The organism is Synechococcus sp. R55.4 (assembly GCF_047461935.1).
Lineage (GTDB): Bacteria > Cyanobacteriota > Cyanobacteriia > Thermostichales > Thermostichaceae > Thermostichus.
In genome coordinates this window covers 60,236-77,037 of the sequence record NZ_JANSIF010000001.1, presented here as the reverse complement: position 1 = coordinate 77,037, position 16,802 = coordinate 60,236, and the positions used below count along the sequence as shown (strand labels likewise).

Genomic DNA, 16,802 nt, shown 5'->3' with positions numbered 1-16,802 from the left:
AGGCAATAAAGTTAGAGCGTTCCCTGGATCGCGGATTCGCTCAGGCGTTGCAGAGCGGCCACGGCCCAGAGTGTTCTCAGTGTGTGGGAGCGGGGCTTGCCCTGCAATGCGCCAAGGCGCCACTGGCGCGAATGGCAGGATTGTGGCAGTTGAGCTCCAAATCACTGACATATTCTACAGCTAAGTTAGGGCAGAAGCCTGCTGGGCAAGGGGTTTTAGGGGATCTTAACGCAATTTTCTGGGAGACAAGAGACTGCATATACCCAGTTGGCTCGGATCCGACAGAAAGCTAGGGCTCACGACTCGGGTCGGAAGTAGGCCCGCATCACTTCTCGAAAGATGGGAGCGGCCCGTGATCCACCCCCACCGCCGCTGTTTTCCAGAAAGACCACGACCACCAATTCGGGCCGGTCGTAGGGAGCATAGCCAACATACCAAGCGTGGGATCGCCGCGGCGGATCCTCTGCGGTGCCGGTTTTACCAGCCGTTGGGGGAAATCCTGGCCCCAGGTTGGCGTTGCCGCCAGTGCCGTAAACCACGACATCTCGCAGCCCCTGCTGCAGGATCTCCAGGGTGGCAGGGGAAAGACCTACCTTTTGGCGCAGCGGCACAGGGCTTTCCGGGATCACCTGGTGCGAGAGCAAGGGGCGCACCCGCCAGCCCCCATTGGCCACTGCCGCCGTTACCACCGCCATTTGCAGCGGCGTAGCGGTAATAAATCCCTGGCCGATGGACATGTTGACCGTGTCGCCCACATACCAGGGCTCGCGCCAGTGGCGCTGCTTCCACTCAGCATCCGGCACCAGACCCGCGGCTTCCCCTTTGAGGCCAATCCCGGTCAGTTGTCCCAACCCAAAGCGGCGCGACCATTCTTGCAAAGGGGCAGCCTTGGTACCGAGGGCGATTTGGTAGAAAAAGGTGTCGCTGCTGTAGGCCATCGCCTGCCGGTAGTTCAGCCGCCCGAAGCCGGCCCGGTTCCAGTCCCAAAAGCGCCACCCTCCCACCTGGATGTAGGGGCCGGTCTGCAGCACCGTATTCGGGGGAAAGGCTCCCGACTCAATCCCGGCAGCAGTGGTGATGATTTTGTAGGTGCTGGCGGGGGGATAGGGCCGCAGGCCGCGGTTGAGGAAGGGAAAATCCTGCTGCTGCAGGCTCTCCCACTGGGCTTGGGTGATGCGGCTGGAAAAGAGGTTGGGATCAAAGGTGGGATAGCTGGCCATGGCCAGGATCGAGCCATCGCTGGGATCCATGGCGATCACCGCTCCTTTTTGCTGGCCGAGGGCTCGCTCTGCCGCCTGCTGCAGCCGCACATCCAAAGTGAGCTGCAGGGTGTTGCCCGGTTGGGGCGCTTGTTCCCCCAGCACCCGCAGCACCTCTCCCATGGCGTCCACCTCCACCTGTCGCCCGCCCCATTGGCCGCGCAGATGGTTCTCGAACAACTCCTCCACTCCCATCAGGCCAACGATATCCCCCAGGCGATAGCTGGGATCCGCCCGCAGTTGTTCCTGCGAGATCTCGCCGGTGTAGCCCAGCAGGTGAGCAGCCAAGTCGCCATGGGGATAAAACCGCACCGTCTCCGCCTCCACCATCACTCCCGGCAGCTCGCGGCTCATCTCCTCCAGTTGAATGACCACCTGGGGGCTGGCGTTGCGCAGGATGCGCACGGGAAAAGGGGAACGATATCCAGCCTGTTCTAGCTTTTGGGCGATCTCCTCAGGGGCGATGTTCAAGTAGTCTGCCAACTTGGGGATCATCTCCTGCCAGCGCTGCCGCGACTGCACCAGAGGCCAGAGGAAGACCGAGTGGGACAATCGGCTGCCCGCCAGCAATACACCGTTGCGATCCACAATGCGCCCGCGTTCTGGCGGCTGGGGCAGCAGGCGAATGCGGTTGGTATCGGCCAACTGGCGGTAATACTGGGTGCGCGCCAACTGCAGGTAGGCCAGACGGGATCCTAGCCCTCCGAACAGCAGCAGGCTGGCCAGCAAGAGCAAGACAACGGCCCGATAGCCTTGCCCCACCGTTTTGGTCGGCAGGGATCCCAGCCAACGAGGACTACCGCCGTCCGGCGGGGGTGGGGGAAGCACCCGGCGGGGGGCAGGCGGCCTGGAATGGGGGGAGAACAGGGCTTGCGGATCCCGTCCTGCCAAGGTGTGGGGGCTTCGCGCGGCGTTGCTGACGGGGTAGAGTTTGGCCATGAACTTGCCAGAAGAATTGCAACCCATACACCCAAAATCGAGAGGAGATGCCCGCTCTTGGGCGGGCCCTCTCAGCATCCATCCAGTATCCCTGGCTCTGGCAAGCCTCGTCCAGGAGTGGCAGCGTGGATAGAGCAGAACAACAACGGCTACGCCAGGCTGCCTGGCTGATGGTGGGCAATGGCCTGCGCCTGGGGTTGTCCGGGGCCTATTTCATCCTGTTGGCCCGTCTGTTGGGGCCGGAAGCCTTCGGGGTTTTCTCCGCCATCTTGGCCTGCAGCAACCTGGCCGCCCCGTTTGGCTATTTGGGCCAATCGGAACTGCTGATCCAGCGCCTCAGCCGGCAGGGATCCCCGACTTGCACCCAGGGGATTGGCCCCAGCTTATGGCTGGCGGGATTGGGCTGTGGGGGGATGGCGCTGGTGTTGTGGCCCCTCTTGAGCGTTTGGCTGGCCGGGACGCCGGCAGCGGTGGTGGGGGTATTGCTTTTGAGCGATCTGCTGTTCATCGCGGTGCCAGAGGTGTACAGGGGGATCCTGATCGGGAGAGAGCAGGTTGCCGGCGTAGCCCTCATCGACACGGGCATGGCGCTGGGGCGATTGGGGGCAGTATTGCTGGCGGTGGCCTTAGGCTGGGGATCCCTGGTGCAATGGGCTGTTCTGTACGGCCTGATGGTGTTGGTCGTGCTGCTGCTGATCGCGAGGGGGATGGGGCGGTGGAGCGAGCCTTCTCCCCCCTTGGCCCTGATCTGGAGAGATCTGCGGGAACGGCTGATAGCGGGCTGGGACTTTGCGGTGGGGCTGGCCGCGGTGAAAACCTTCACCGATTTGGATAAGCTGCTCTTGCCCCGCTTGGCCTCAGCAGCGGCGGGGGGTCTTTACAGCGCTGCCTATCGGGTGATCAACTTCTCGCAAACGCCGATGATCGCCCTGCTCACCAGCCATTTTGCCGAGCTGTGCCGCCAAGGGCAGAAGGGCCTTCCGCAAGGCTGGCGCTACGCCTGTCACCTTTCCCCTTGGGTGGTGGGCTACGGCAGTTTGGCTGCTCTGGGGCTGGCCCTGGGATCCTACGGGATCCCCTGGGTGCTGGGATCGGCTTACCGGGAAACGGCCCTCATCCTGCGCTGGCTCAGCCCGGTCATTTTGCTGGAAGGGATCCACCTTTTGCTATCTCACCTGCTCACCGGGGCAGGGTTGCAAAAGCCCCGCAGCCGTCTGCAACTGATGGCTCTGGGGCTGAATGGGCTTTTGAATGCGGTTTGGATCCCAAGGTGGGGTTGGCAGGGGGCGGCCCTAGCGACCTTGCTGTCGGAGATGGCCTTGGTGCTGGCTTTGCTGCTGTTGATTGGGGGGCGATTGCACGCTCTGCAGAGATCTGGGCCTAGGGAGCCTTAACAATTTTGTAGGTGGCTTTGGCATCGGGGCCAAAGGTGATCACATCCCCCGACTTGAGCTGGTGGGTGGTCAATTTCTGGCCGTTGATCAACAAGCCATTGGTGCTGGGGCGACCTTCCAGATCCCCATCCAAAATGCGGTAGCAATATTCTCCCTCTCGCTCGGCGGGAATCCGCAGCAGCATGGCGTGGTAGCGGGAGGCATACTGAGAGTTGAGACAGATGTCGTTCGCCAAGTCCCGACCGATGAAGTATTTGGCGGATCCCAGCACCTGGGTACGGCGGCCATCTCGGTCTTCCACGATCAAGATGTGCTGGTGGGTACCGGAAGGAGAAGGCACAGATTCAACCATACTTCCGCTGTCAATACCAGTGTTTAACCGTACCTCAAACTATACCGAAGTTTAGCCTTCTTCCTGCTATCGCTGGGTCTGCAGAATCGCTCATCCAGCGCCCCAGAACTCTCGACCGATCCAATGGGCTAGCGAGGAACATTCTGGAGCAATGAGCCGACCCATCCGGGGAAGAGGGTGTAAGCTCCTACCGCCCATTGGGCCATGCCCACCACCACCTCTGACTTGGACTGGCGAGCGGCATCCCAAATGGCTTCGGCAACTTCTTCCGGCTGGCTGACCCAAAAACTCTCCAGCGCCTGTTGCATTTGCTCGCGGGCTTTGCCACCTGAGGTTTGGGAGTGGCCATCGGGAGAGGACTCTGGCCCCACCTCATCCAGAAAAATGGCTCGCTTGAGGAAATTGCTGCTGACGATGCCCGGATGGACGCCAATTACCTGGATCCCTTGGGGTTGCAGTTCCAGACGCAGCGCTTCTGTCAGCCCACTGACCGCGTACTTGCTGGCACAATAGGCGCTCATCTGGGGCAGGGGCATTTTGCCGCCAATGGATCCCACGTTGATGATCTGGCCTTTTTTGCGCTTCAACATGTCGGGGAGCACGGCTCGAATGGTGTGGAGGTAGCCCCAAAAGTTGACCGCCATCAAAGCCTGCCAGTGTTCCAGGGTAGTTTGCAAAAAAGGGCCACTCATGCAGATGCCGGCGTTGTTGATCAGGCAATCGATGCGGCCATAGCGTTCCAGAGTTCTCTCCACCAGGTTTTGCACCTGTTCTGGCTGCGTGACATCGGTGGGAACGGCCAAGACCTCGGCGTTGAGGCTTTGCTCTAGGTCGATGGCAGTTTGCTTCAGGGTTTCGGCAGTGCGGGCAGCCAGCGCCAATCGGTAACCCCCACGGGCAAAGGTAAAGGCAGTAGCTCTGCCGATGCCTTCAGAAGCGCCTGTAATTAAAACAACATCGGCCATCCTGCTTCTCCGTAAATCTGGACTGGGATCCCTCTACCTGTTGTAGCTTCTCCGAGAGTTAGGGATCCCTGCTTGGCTGAGGGCTTAAGATACTGAACAATAGCGAAGATAAGGTTTATGGCCTCTACCTACTCATTTGACATCGTCAGCGATTTCGATCGGCAGGAACTGGTGAACGCTGTAGATCAAGCCCGACGGGAGATCAAACAGCGCTACGACCTCAAGGATACTCAGACGGAAATTGAGCTGGAGGAGGGATCCCTGACCATCACCACCGCCAACGACATGGCCCTCAACTCCATTCGGGATCTGCTTCTTACCAAAGCGGCCAAGCGGGGTCTATCCCTGAAGATCTTCGACTTCCAACCCCCAGAGAGCGCCGGCGGCAACCGAGTGCGCCAGGTGGTTCACCTGAAAAAGGGCATTGATGCCACACTGGCCAAACAGATCGCCAAGCAAATCCGCGACAACTTTAAGAAAGTGCAGCCTGCCATTCAAGGGGATCTGGTGCGCGTTTCCGGCAAGGATAAAGACGAGCTACAGGCGGTCATTCAAATGCTTAGGCAGCAGGACTACCCGGTGGCGCTGCAATTTGTCAACTATCGATAGGGATCCTCTGGGCTTCCGTATCTTTCCCCTCAACCCCTCTTGCAAGATTAGAGATCTCAGGATCTGTGAAATGTTGGGTTTAATGGCTGCTGGAAATGGTGATGGCCTACGCTCCTCAAAGCTTGAGTTTTCGGCCAATTGGGATAGGGGGCTCTGGTGAGAAATCTTGTGAAAGTAACCGTCGGAATCAAGCCAGCAAGTCTCTGAGAATCTCATTGGAAAATAGCCAGCCATCGGGCGGAATCAGCCGCAGCCGACCCGCCTCGCAACTGGCCCAGCCCTTCTCGAAATAGGGATCCAGCTTCTCCAAAGCTTGCTCGACCTTTGCCCGGCCAAAACGCTCTTGCAAATGGCCCAAATCCAGACCTTCCTGTAAACGCAGCCCCAACATCAAAGTATCCATCCAAACTTCCTCTGGAGATGCTTCAGGAGGGAGGGGGTAGACTCCAGCTTTCACCTGCTCAAAGTAGTGGTAAAGGGTTTTGGGTTGCTGAATGCGCCGTCCACCCTCGTAGCCAACGGATCCCATACCAAAGCCGAAGTAAGGGCGATTTTCCCAATAAACCCGGTTGTGGCGGCAGGCATACCCAGCCTGGGCAAAATTGGAAATCTCATAGTGAATGTAGCCGGTCTGGGTGAGCAGCTTGCGCGCCATCACGTACATTTCAACCGTGGTTTCCTCGGTGGGCAAAGGCGCATCTCCCGGTCGGTACATCCGGCCAAATCGGGTTCCCGGCTCAATCGTCAGATCATAGATGGAGACGTGGGGAGGGCTAATTTCAATGAGAGCTTGCAAAGAGTTGTGCCAATGCTCCAAGGTTTGGTAAGGCAGCCCAAAGATCAAATCCAGATTGAAATTATCAAGGCCCACCGCTTTGAGATCAGATACAGCCTCGTAAACTTCTTCTACCCCATGCAGGCGGCCACAAGCGGCCAGCAGCTCCGGTTGAAACGCTTGTACCCCCAAGCTGATGCGGTTAACCCCCAATGCCCGATAGCCCGCCAACTGATCTCGGGTCAGGGTGCCGGGATTGGCCTCTAGGGAAATCTCACAGTCAGGATGAAACGGGATCCTCTCTTTCAGCTCGTTCAAAATCCGCCCCACTTGCTCCACCGTCAGCAGAGAGGGTGTGCCACCCCCGAAAAAAAGGCTGGTCAACGGTCTGGGATCCCCGGCCAGATGGCGGTAGCGGTAGGAGCTGCCGATCTCTCGGCAGAGCATTTGCACGTAAGTTTCTATCAACTCTCGGGTGCCCAAGCCCGTGGCAAAATCACAGTAGTGGCAGCGTTGCCGACAAAAAGGGATGTGCAGGTAAGCCGCCTCAGGCCAATCAACCTGGTCGCGACAGGGTTGCGGAGCAGTACCGGTCGGAGTGGGATTGTGCAAAGCCGTTGCCACAGCCATGGGTCAGCTCAAACGGGATAGAACCACTATACTGATAGACTCCGAAACTCCTCACGAGAAGGGATCCCATGGGAGCTGTGCGCCTGGCGGTAATCGACTATGATGCCGGAAACTTGCATTCGGCTTGCAAAGGCTTGGAGCGTGCCGGGGCAGAGGTGCATCTGGTAACAGAGCCGGTCGGGCTGGAGCGTTTCGACGGGATCATCCTGCCGGGAGATGGGGCTTTTGATCCGGCCATGCAGCAGTTGCGAGAGCGAGGCTTTGTGGATCCCATCCGGGAGGCGGTGCAGCGGCAGCAGCCCTTCTTGGGCATTTGCATTGGTTTGCAGGTTTTGTTTGAGAGCAGCGAAGAGGGGGTGGAACCGGGGCTGGGCATCGTGCCCGGACGGGTGCAGCGCTTTCGGCCAGAGGCGGGCCTGCGCATCCCTCACATGGGCTGGAATCAGTTGCACCTTACCCAACCCCAATCGCCTCTTTGGGCAGGGATCCCGGATCAAAGCTGGGTTTACTTTGTCCACTCCTACCACGCAGTGCCCAATGACCCAAGCTGGGTGGCTGCTACCACCCAACACGGCAGCCAAACCTGTGTAGCCGCTATTGCCCGCGGCACCTTGTTTGCTACCCAATTTCACCCCGAAAAGTCGGGCCCTGTTGGCTTGCAGATGTTGCAAAACTTTGTCGAGTTTGCTGCCCGTTGCTCCCTTTTATCTGCTCCCAGAGCTTAGTGCCCCATGAACTACTGGCTGATGAAATCTGAGCCCAGCGTTTACAGCATCTGGGATCTGCAGCGGGAAGGCCAAACCCTTTGGGATGGCGTGCGCAACTACCAAGCCCGCAACTATCTGAAGGCAATGCAGCCTGGGGATCGCGCCTTTTTCTACCATTCCAATGCCGAGCCACCCGGAATTGCCGGTTTGATGGAGATCCTGGAAACCCACGTGGTGGATCCCAGCCAATTCGACCCTGCCAGCCCCTACTATGATCCCAAATCTACCCGCGAGGATCCCCGCTGGCATACGGTGCGAGTGCGGTTTGTCTCAGCCTTTGGGCGATTGATCCCTTTGGCTGAATTGCGAGACACCTTCACCCCAGAGGAGCTGGAAGTAGTACGACGGGGCACGCGACTGTCGGTCATGCCGGTTGCCGAAGGGGTGGCGAAACGATTGCTGGCGCTGACGGGAGTTTCTACGCAGTCTCCTCTATGATGGGCGAGGCCAACCTGAGTGGGGCCAATTTGCGTGGCGCCGACCTAAGTGGGGCGGATCTAACGGGGGCGGATTTGCGAGGGGCCAATCTGTCGATGGACAACCTAAAGAGCGCTTTTCTGGAAGGGGCAATCTACAGTGCCAACACCCGCTTTCCCGCCGAGTTCGACCCAAAATTTGGAGGGGATGACATTGTTCGGCGCTGACCCCAGCTCACCGGCTTAAAATTCATGAGCCAAAAGCTGAGAGCCCCCAGCGCTGTAAGCTATCAAAGGCCGCGTAGGCCGTCAGATCCGGCTGCAGGGGCGTAATCGATACATAGCCTTCCGCAACGGCCCGCACATCCGAGCGGGGATCCACCCCCTCTTCCACCACCTCTCCTGCCAGCCAGTAGTAGGCCTTGCCGCGCGGATCCACCCGCTTCTCGTAGATATCGGTGTATTTGCGCCAGCCCAGAGGAGCTAGAACCATGCCGCGCATCTCGGCAGCCGACAATGGCGGCACATTCACATTCAACAGCATGGGCTCCCCCAAGGGCTTCAAGCTCAGTTTCTCCAGCAACGTCAGCACCACTTGCGCTGCCGGCTGAAAATCCTGATGGGTAAAGCTGGCCAGGCTCACCGCCAAACTGGGGATCCCTTCCAGCAGCCCTTCCATCGCTGCCGATACGGTGCCGGAGTAGAGCACGTCGGTGCCCAGATTGGCTCCCTGATTGATGCCGGAAATCACCCAATCGGGAGGATGATCCAATAGCCCGTCCAGACCTAACTTGACACAGTCGGAAGGTGTGCCCGAACAGGCCCAGGCCTGCACTCCTGGGGGAAATCCTTCCCGCACCGGATCCACCCGCAGCGGCTTGTGCAACGTCAAGGCATGGCCGGTGGCCGAGCGCTCCCGATCCGGACAGACCACCGTGATCTGATGTGCGCCCAGCCGAGCCAGAGCAGCGGCCAGACAACGTACCCCCGCCGCCTGGATGCCATCATCGTTGCTGATGAGAATGTTCATCGCAGCCACCCCACACCCGCCCTTAGACATACACCAGTCTGACCCAACGATCCGCTCTGATCCCTCAGGTAGCCAAGTTCAGCGACGAAATCTGAAAATTCACGGCCTCTTGAGGTTATTATTGGACGTAGCCTTTCGAACAATATCAGTAGGAACACAATGTCACCCCATGAGGTCAAGTGCCATTATGAAGCTAAGGTAAAGTAAACCCTGCGGTTTCCTTCCTCTTTGTTGTGCCTTCTTGTTTGCATCTTGCTGTTTCCTCATCCATATCCCCTTGAGACTCCTTCCCGCTAAAGCGAACAGCGGGGCAAAGCTGGGGAGTCTGTAAAACCCATCAGGTCGCTCGAGCGACAGGAAGTTGATCTCATGTCACTTGTTTCCATCACATCGGCAACAGAGGCTCAGGAATGGCGTGAGCTTTGCCAGTGGGCCGAGGAGCACTACCGCTGTCGCACCTTTCCCAAAGACGTGCGCATCCCCACCCGTCCGGGATTGGTGTACATCACCCAAGAGGGGGTGGTGCGCTTGGTCAGCCAAACTCCAGAGCGGCGGGAGGTCTTTGTTGGGTTTATCACGGCTGGGTTTCCCTTTGAGCTGAGCAACCCAGAGCGCTTTGAGTTAAAAGCCTGCACCCACGCCGACCGCACCACGGTGATGTGGTTCTACTGGCAAGACCTGGAGCAGTGGCCCTACTTGCACCAGAAAGTCCAGGAAAACTTTCGCCAGCAACTGCAACGGAAGCTGCTGTGGTTGGGAAACTTGGGCCAACGGCGCGCCATCGACCGCCTCAAGGGCTTTTTGAGCCTGTTGATCGAGGAGTATGGGCAGCCCTGTGAACAGGGGATGTATCTTCCCTGGCCCCTTACCCACGCCCAGATTGGGGATGCCATTGGGGCCACTCGTGTGACGGTGACTCGCCTTCTGGGATCCCTGCGCTCGAAAGGGTTTGTGCAGGTGCTGGATCAAAACTTAATCTGCATTCCCAACGGGGTGAAGCTCCAGCCCACTCCGAAGAAGGCGGCCAGCGCCTAGCCCTGCTGTCTAAAGCGTTATGCCTACGGCACCCTGTCAAAAACTGCACTGCTGACCAAGAAAACTGGGTTGCCAGCCCCGCCCTAAGGCCTACGGCCCGCTGACGCAACCAGGTCGGCTTTGTGCTATGGTGTTGAATGAACTCCGCCAACTTGAATATGGCGCAGTGTCAACAGGGAAAGTATCTGGGAGTTCATCCCAGTAGTTGGGGTCATAGCATCCCTCACCACTTGCAAAGGTGGTGTAGCCCAGGAAGTAGGAGTCATCCTGCAACCTGGGAAAGAATCCTTGCCATTTAGGGCAGGGAGAATGTCGGCGCTGTTGTTCCTTCACCTTTGCGCTACGCCTACTACCCCGGCTGTGTGGCCCAAGGGGCCTGTCGTGAGCTGTACGACTCCACCGACCAGATTGCGCGGCATCTGGGCATTGAACTGGTGGAGCTGGAGGCTGCTTCTTGCTGTGGTTCTGGCACCTTCAAAGAAGAATCGGAGCTGCTGGAAGATACGGTAAATGCCCGCAACCTGGCTTTGGCCGAGGCGCTGGGGTTGCCGATGCTCACCCACTGCAGCACCTGTCAGGGGGTGTTGGGCCGCGTGAATGAAAAGTTAAAAGCTGCGAAAACCGCGAATCCAGAGTACTTTCACCAGGTGCAAGCCCTGTGCCAGAAAGGGGGCTGTGAGAGCCGTTACCAGGGCACAGGCGATGTGCGCCATTTGCTGTGGGTGCTGGTTCATGACTACGGCCTGGAGCGATTGGCCCAACAGGTCAAGCGGCCCCTCTTGGGGCTGCGCTGCGCTGCCTTCTACGGGTGTTATCTGTTGCGGGCCTACGACATCTCCCGCTTCGATGTGGCACGGGATCCCCGTTTGATGGAGGATCTCTTCGAGCGTTTGGGGGCCACCCCTGTTTGGTATCGCGGGCGCACCCAGTGTTGCGGCTGGCCCATTTCCAGCTATGCCCCGCAGCAGTCTTTCTCGATGGCAGGCCGGCATCTTCTGGAGGCCATAGAGGCGGGAGCGGATTGTTTGGTCACCCCCTGTCCCCTGTGTCACCTCAACTTGGACTCTCGGCAGCCGGAGGTGGAAGAGGTGATCGGGCGCAAGCTGGGGATCCCGATCCTGCATTTGCCACAATTGGTGGGCCTGGCCCTGGGGATCCCGGCGGAAAACTTGGGACTGAACCGCCATGTAGTACAGGTGGAAAAAGCCCTGCAAAAAATAGGCCGCTAAATCCCACTTGATGGCTGGGGGATCCCTGGGCAAACATCAGGTGGGTTCTGCCTGGGAAGGATATGCTATTCTGCCCAGCAAGGTACCCGTCCTTGTTCAAAAACCGCAAAGATCCTCGTAAGCTTAGATCCACCTACTCCTGCTTAGCAGCTCCCTATGGTTGTCTCGGATCCCTTTGGCCTTGTTGTGCAAGAAGTGCAGCAGGGCGGGTACGCAGACCGAGTGAAAAAGCTGGTTTACTTTGCCTGCACCAGCACTTGGGAAAGCGATGTCAGCAAGTTGAACCAAATAGACCTGAAAGCTCTGCTGGAGCAGCTCTGCCGCCAGCACGCTACCCTTGATGCTTTGGGCCAGCGCTTTCGAGAGGCCATCAGCCGCATCAACAAAAAAGCCGAGTATGCTCGCATCGCCAAGATGCTGCTAAGCAAGCTACAGCCCCTGTATCAACAGCCCCAAGCGGATCCCTCTAGCCCACTCATGCCCTCGCCCAAGGAGCCATCAGCTTGGGCCGCACCCTCGCCTATCTTGTCCTTGGAGTATGGAAGCCCACGACTGCAAAAGCAAGACTACGATCCCTTCGAGCTGCGGGCAGGGGTGATGCGGCAAACCAGCCCTTTGCGGGCCAAGCTGGTTCTGTTCACGGCTTTGTACCACAAAGTAGAGCCTACTCTGCAGGGGTTGGCGGCCCTGCGGCGCTACAGCCTGGACGAGCTGCTCAGAGCCCTCTACGATGCCTGCGCCTCCCCCCAAGAACTGGAAGCCCGGCTGAAGGAGGCGGTGCAGCAGTTGCAGGAGCCGGATCAGGATGGCCAAGCCGCCAATGCTGTGCTGCAGATGCTGAAGCCTCTTTACGTTGACGTGCCCCCAGCGACCCTCCCCGGCGGAGGATTGGCTGCTGAGCCTCTCTCCGCCAATCTGGATTGGCTGAATACCGAAGATGCCGCTCGCGCGGGCGAGGCAGAGTCCCTGGCCAGCCCCATGACTTGGATTGACGCTGGGATCCCAGAAGATGAGGAAGAACCTGCAGATCCTCTGGCTTTTGCAACCTGGACAACACCACCCGGCCCCTCTTCTGACCTGCGACAGGAGATCCCAGAGTCCTGCCGCCAACTGCTCCATCACAGCGCCGGATCCTTGATGGTTGCCATCGAGAACACCCTAAGCGAGTTGGGCAACGCCCTGGACGAAGGTCTGCAGGATGAGGATCCCGTCCAATATCTGACCCTCAAACACCAGGTGCTGCGCGGCTTCTTGAGGGATGTCGAGGGATCCGCTGCGATGTTCATGGGGATCTTGAAAAAGCTAGAACAATCGGAGTGGCGCTTGGTGCAGCCCCCTCACGTCAGCAGTGGGGAATACGCTTTGCCGGAGGCGGTTACCGAAATGCCCGCTGAGCTGGCGGATCCCTATGCTTCCCTAAGACAGGTGTTGGCCAGCAGCGAGCTGGCCCAGCAAAAGCCGCAGTTGGAGCAGGAGGTGATGCGTCTGGTGCGGCGCAGCGTCGGCTCTGTCAAAGCTGCTATCGAACAGGCCCTGAGCGAGTTGGGCAAGGCGTTGGATGAGCAGTTCCAAACCTGCACCCTAGAGGAAGCCTTGGTTCTCAAGTACCAAACACTACGCGCCTTTTTGCAGGAAGTGGGGGAGATCTCCACCAAATTTGCTGCTTTCTTGGATCGCATGGAGGAGGCAGAGCGCCGTCTGTTCGGGCTGGTTTGAAGCTCAAACCCGCTGTTCGGGGATCCCGTTCAACACTGGCGATCAGCTGCGCAGAGTGCTGGGGAAACGCCCGGATCCTTATCTAGAATAACCACCAGTGCAGCTCCTCTCTCACTTCTCTGAGCTCTCCCCTCTCTTCTATGGATGCCAAGGATCTGCTTCGGCTTTACCGGGCAGGACGGATCAACTTTGCCGGCGAGAACCTGGCCGCCCTTGACCTGAGCCGGGCCGATTTGATCGGGGTGGATCTCTCCCAAGCAAACCTGCACAGTGCCAATTTGATCTTCGCCTTCTTGGGGCGGGCCAAGCTGCAGAAGGCCAACCTCGTCGGGGCTAACCTTGGTGGGGCCAACCTCAGCCAGGCGGACTTGAGCGAGGCGGATCTCAGAGATGCCCAGTTGCACGGCACCACCCTACAAGGGGCAGATTTGCATGGGGCCAACCTAACGCTGGCCCTGTTGATCGATGCCAACCTGCTGGATGCGGATCTGCGCTGGGCCAACCTCACCAGTGCCAACTTGGGAGGGGCTTGCCTGCGGGGGGCCAATCTCCGTTTCGATAGCCGCCGGGGAGCGGTACTGCGCAACGCCAACCTCAGCCGCGCCGATCTCAGCGGAGCCAACCTGTCGGGAGCGGATTTGACGCGGGCCGACCTGAGCGGGGCCAACCTGAAAGAGGCCAGTCTGATCAAAGCCAACTTGCAAGGGGCCAATCTGCAGCAAGCCCGTTTGCAAGGGGCCATCCTGAGCGAGACCGACCTGAGGGGGGTTTCTTTTTTGGGGGCAGACCTGCAAGGGGCGCAGATGGCGCGGGCCAACTTGAAGGAGGCGATACTTCGCCAGGTGAATTTGACAGAGGCCAACTTAAGCGAGGCGGATCTGGCCGGGGCCGATCTTTCCGCGAGTTCTTTGTGCTCGGCCAAACTGGCGCGGACGGATCTCAGTCGGGCCAATCTGGCCGGGGCCGATTTGCGGTGTGCCAACCTGGTGGATGCCTATTTGGGCCGCACCAACCTGGAAAATGCCGATCTCGGCGAGGCAATCCTAACCCGAGCCGATCTGAGCACAGCCAACCTCAGCGGGGCCAATTTGCGCGGGGCAACTCTGCCGGATGGACGGGTAGGCTGATTGGACAGACTCGCTACCGTATGAGGACGAGGATTCTTGTCCCTGAGTGAGACGGGGATCCGCCCCGGAAAAGGTGAGGTTTTCCCCTGCCCCAGAGGGGCCACAACCGCTACCCTACAAGGGAAGGATGGGTCAAAGAGATCCGTGAACAGCCGCCGATTTCTGTCCTTGATGGAAGCTTTGTGGGCCGATCTGCCCTTGCCGGAATGGTTGCCGGGGGCAGGAGAGCGCTCCTGGCAGCAGACGGTGGCAGCCCTGCTCCAGCTATGGCAAGAAGTTGGACAGTTTGGGGTGGTGATCGGTGGGCCGGTGTCTTGGTGGCCCCCCTGGGTGGTTCGGGATCCGCTGCCTCAACTGCCGTCGCCCATTGACGCTCCAGAACCGAACCTGAAGCTGCGGGAGCTGGCCCGTGAAGATCCCTGGCTGTTTACCCCCGACTTGTCCCCTGAGTCGATTCTGACCCCTGGCCAGACGGTGATCCCTCTCCTGCCGCAGGATCCCCTGGTGGAGGAGCCTTTTTTGCTGGTGCTCACCCCTGTTTTTTCGGCGGTGGCCGCCCAAGGGCATCACCCCCACACGCGGCAGAGGGGGATGATGGTGTCTTTTGAGCCGGAAGTGGTGCATCGGGCTTGGCAGATCCTAGAGCAGCGGGTTCAACAGGGTAGGCCGGATCGCTTGCCCTTCTGGCAGGAGCTGATCAAGCACCATCCCCTCATGGAGCCTCATGTGCGGGTGCTGGCCCGCTTCAGCAGCCTTCTTCTGCTGGGAAACCTGGCCGAGTCGGGATCCCCGCCCGCTCGCTTACCCCCCGCCAGAGCCGAGAACTCCCCTGCGCCCACAACCCGGCCAGAAGATTGGCAGAAGCGGCGGTCTCCTCCTTCCCATGGCCAGCCTGCCGGTCAAGGCCAACAGAACAGCCTTTCGGAGGCAGAACTGTTGCGGGCTCTCATCCACGAGATCCAGACGCCCCTCAGCACCATCCGCACCTTGGTTAGTCTCATCCTGAAGCGGCACGATCTGCCGTCGCGGGTACGGGAATACGTGGAGAAAATTGACCGCGAATGTACCGAGCAAATCAACCGCTTCGGGCTGTTTTTCCAGGCTACAGAAACGGTGATGCCCACTGCCACCCCAGGGGAGGGGCGTCGGCTTCAGCTAGAGCCCATTGCGCTGGTGGACTTGGTGCGGCAAAACCTGCCTCGCTGGCAGGAGCAGGTGGAACGGCGGGGATCCCAACTGGAGTTGGAGATTCCCGATGAGCTGCCGGATGTGGTCAGCGATCCCAAGGCGCTGGAAGCGGTGCTGTTTGGCATGGTCGACCGCATTGCCCGCAGCACGCCGGCTGGCAGCCACATTCGCGCCCAGTTGGTCAGCGCAGGGGAGCTGGTCAAACTCCAGTTTCAGGTCAACACCCCTGAGGACAACAACGTCGCTGCTGCCTCAGAGCCCAAATCCCCTCAGGCCATTGGGCAGTTGTTGGTCGTGCAGCCGGACACAGGTGCAGTGAGCCTCAGCCTTCCCGTCACCCAAACTCTGTTCCGCGCCTTGGGGGGCTACCTCACCGTGCGCCATCGCGCCCGTCGGGGGGAAATTCTCAACATCTACCTGCCCCGCCAGCTATAAGCCACCCGGTTGGGATCCCGATACCGTCTCAACGCTGATGTGGCGGAACCCAGGGAAGATGGGGCTAGGATCGATCTGCCAGCGCCGGGAGAGTCTAGAGATTGGATCCATGCCGAGAGCCAGAAAAGTTGCTGAACACCATCCAGAGCCTGAACCCGTCTGCGGAGCCGGAGAACCCAAGGTCAAGGGGGTCACTCTTTCTGCCCAGCAGCTTTCCACTTTGCTTCACGAAATGCGCAATCCTCTCACCGCCCTGAGCACGCTGGCCAAGTTATTACAAAAACGCTTGCCCCCCGAGGATCGCAACCACTGGATTGGCCTGAGCATTGAACAGGAGTGCAAGCATTTGCAGGAGCTGCTGGCGGAGTTCGAGCGTTTGGACGGGATCCCGGCCCCCCTCCAGCTTCAGCCCCTCTCCTTGGCCGACCTGCTGCGGGAGTGGATTCCCATCTATCAAGCCTTGGCCGAAACCCAGGGACACCACTTTCAAGCCGTCCTGCCCCCTTCCCTACCCCCTGTACAAGCCGATCCGCGCGCCCTGCGCCAGGTGCTTGATAACTTGATCGACAACGCTTGCAAGTACACCCCGCCCCCAGGTGAGATCCGGCTGAGGGTGGAGTTGGGTGAAGATCCCTCAACTGCTTCGCAACGGGAAGTGTTCGTTGCCGTCTGTGACAATGGCCCCGGCATCCACCCTGAGAACCTGGAGCGGATCTTCGATCCCTTTTTTCGGGCAGATCTTTCTAAGCCAGGGCAGGGGCTGGGGTTGGCCATTAGCCGCGACCTGGCCACCCGGATGGGCGGAGATCTCCAGGTGGAAAGCTCCCCCCAAGGCTCCTGTTTTCGCCTGAGATTGCCCACAGGTTAGTAGGAAGATTGTAGAGATATGGGATGGCAGGTGCCGCCAAACGCTTGAACGCTACCCAGGAGCTGCAG

General features: G+C 59.4%; 16 protein-coding genes. 11 read left to right on the top strand and 5 right to left on the bottom strand.

Going from position 1 to position 16,802, the window contains the following annotated elements:
* Positions 1 to 296: 296 nt before the first annotated feature.
* The gene (mrdA, locus tag NW842_RS00350; RefSeq protein ID WP_414373296.1) at positions 297 to 2,198 is read right to left on the bottom strand and encodes a penicillin-binding protein 2; all 1,902 of its coding nucleotides are present in this window, start codon (positions 2,196 to 2,198) and stop codon (positions 297 to 299) included.
* Positions 2,199 to 2,323: 125 nt separating this feature from the next.
* Here mrdA and NW842_RS00345 point away from each other — a divergent pair, with 125 nt between their 5' ends.
* Positions 2,324 to 3,592: a lipopolysaccharide biosynthesis protein gene (locus tag NW842_RS00345; RefSeq protein WP_414373297.1), complete on the top strand. Its 1,269-nt coding sequence runs from the start codon at positions 2,324 to 2,326 to the stop codon at positions 3,590 to 3,592.
* Here the strand turns inward: NW842_RS00345 and NW842_RS00340 are convergent.
* Both NW842_RS00340 and NW842_RS00335 read right to left on the bottom strand, forming a co-directional pair.
* Positions 3,579 to 3,944 carry an FHA domain-containing protein gene (locus NW842_RS00340; protein WP_011432528.1) on the bottom strand — a complete coding sequence of 122 codons (366 nt, stop codon included), beginning with the start codon at positions 3,942 to 3,944 and terminating at the stop codon, positions 3,579 to 3,581. The genes NW842_RS00345 and NW842_RS00340 overlap by 14 nt on opposite strands.
* 128 nt (positions 3,945 to 4,072) lie before the next feature.
* Positions 4,073 to 4,909 (bottom strand): SDR family oxidoreductase, encoded by an 837-nt coding sequence (locus NW842_RS00335; protein WP_414373299.1) that lies wholly within the window; start codon positions 4,907 to 4,909, stop codon positions 4,073 to 4,075.
* A 117-nt stretch (positions 4,910 to 5,026) separates the two neighbouring features.
* Between NW842_RS00335 and NW842_RS00330 the strand changes: the two genes are divergently transcribed.
* Entirely contained in the window at positions 5,027 to 5,518 is a 492-nt protein-coding gene (locus NW842_RS00330) for a YajQ family cyclic di-GMP-binding protein (protein ID WP_011432526.1), read from the top strand.
* Between the two features lie 187 nt (positions 5,519 to 5,705).
* Here the strand turns inward: NW842_RS00330 and hemW are convergent, their stop codons facing one another.
* Positions 5,706 to 6,923, bottom strand: a complete 1,218-nt coding sequence (hemW, locus tag NW842_RS00325) for a radical SAM family heme chaperone HemW (RefSeq protein ID WP_414373300.1) — start codon at positions 6,921 to 6,923, stop codon at positions 5,706 to 5,708.
* A 68-nt stretch (positions 6,924 to 6,991) separates the two neighbouring features.
* On the opposite strand from hemW, the gene hisH reads away from it, so the two are divergent.
* Genes hisH through NW842_RS00310 form a run of 3 tightly spaced genes read left to right on the top strand, consistent with a single transcriptional unit; the run spans position 6,992 to position 8,334 of the window.
* Positions 6,992 to 7,648 carry an imidazole glycerol phosphate synthase subunit HisH gene (gene hisH / locus NW842_RS00320; RefSeq protein ID WP_414373302.1) on the top strand — a complete coding sequence of 219 codons (657 nt, stop codon included), beginning with the start codon at positions 6,992 to 6,994 and terminating at the stop codon, positions 7,646 to 7,648.
* Between the two features lie 6 nt (positions 7,649 to 7,654).
* On the top strand, positions 7,655 to 8,128 hold the full coding sequence (locus tag NW842_RS00315) for an EVE domain-containing protein (protein WP_414373305.1): 474 nt from the start codon (positions 7,655 to 7,657) through the stop codon (positions 8,126 to 8,128).
* Positions 8,125 to 8,334 (top strand): pentapeptide repeat-containing protein, encoded by a 210-nt coding sequence (locus NW842_RS00310; protein WP_414328915.1) that lies wholly within the window; start codon positions 8,125 to 8,127, stop codon positions 8,332 to 8,334. Before NW842_RS00315 ends, NW842_RS00310 begins: the two co-directional genes overlap by 4 nt.
* Positions 8,335 to 8,356: 22 nt before the next feature.
* Here NW842_RS00310 and surE read toward each other — a convergent pair whose 3' ends face one another.
* Positions 8,357 to 9,136: a 5'/3'-nucleotidase SurE gene (gene surE / locus NW842_RS00305; RefSeq protein WP_414373307.1), complete on the bottom strand. Its 780-nt coding sequence runs from the start codon at positions 9,134 to 9,136 to the stop codon at positions 8,357 to 8,359.
* Positions 9,137 to 9,505: 369 nt separating this feature from the next.
* Here surE and NW842_RS00300 point away from each other — a divergent pair, with 369 nt between their 5' ends.
* The 6 genes from NW842_RS00300 (at position 9,506) to NW842_RS00275 (ending at position 16,734) form a co-directional block, all read left to right on the top strand.
* Entirely contained in the window at positions 9,506 to 10,171 is a 666-nt protein-coding gene (locus NW842_RS00300) for a Crp/Fnr family transcriptional regulator (RefSeq protein ID WP_414356496.1), read from the top strand.
* Positions 10,172 to 10,506: 335 nt separating this feature from the next.
* The gene (locus NW842_RS00295) at positions 10,507 to 11,400 is read left to right on the top strand and encodes a CoB--CoM heterodisulfide reductase iron-sulfur subunit B family protein (RefSeq protein ID WP_414417243.1); all 894 of its coding nucleotides are present in this window, start codon (positions 10,507 to 10,509) and stop codon (positions 11,398 to 11,400) included.
* 156 nt (positions 11,401 to 11,556) lie between these two features.
* A complete protein-coding gene (locus tag NW842_RS00290; protein ID WP_414417242.1) occupies positions 11,557 to 13,116 on the top strand; it encodes a hypothetical protein in 1,560 nt (519 codons plus the stop codon).
* Positions 13,117 to 13,256: 140 nt separating this feature from the next.
* On the top strand, positions 13,257 to 14,243 hold the full coding sequence (locus NW842_RS00285; RefSeq protein ID WP_414413267.1) for a pentapeptide repeat-containing protein: 987 nt from the start codon (positions 13,257 to 13,259) through the stop codon (positions 14,241 to 14,243).
* 171 nt (positions 14,244 to 14,414) lie between these two features.
* Positions 14,415 to 15,866 (top strand): sensor histidine kinase, encoded by a 1,452-nt coding sequence (locus NW842_RS00280; RefSeq protein WP_414417241.1) that lies wholly within the window; start codon positions 14,415 to 14,417, stop codon positions 15,864 to 15,866.
* A gap of 109 nt (positions 15,867 to 15,975) precedes the next feature.
* Positions 15,976 to 16,734 carry a sensor histidine kinase gene (locus tag NW842_RS00275; RefSeq protein ID WP_414351954.1) on the top strand — a complete coding sequence of 253 codons (759 nt, stop codon included), beginning with the start codon at positions 15,976 to 15,978 and terminating at the stop codon, positions 16,732 to 16,734.
* Positions 16,735 to 16,802 lie beyond the last annotated feature (68 nt).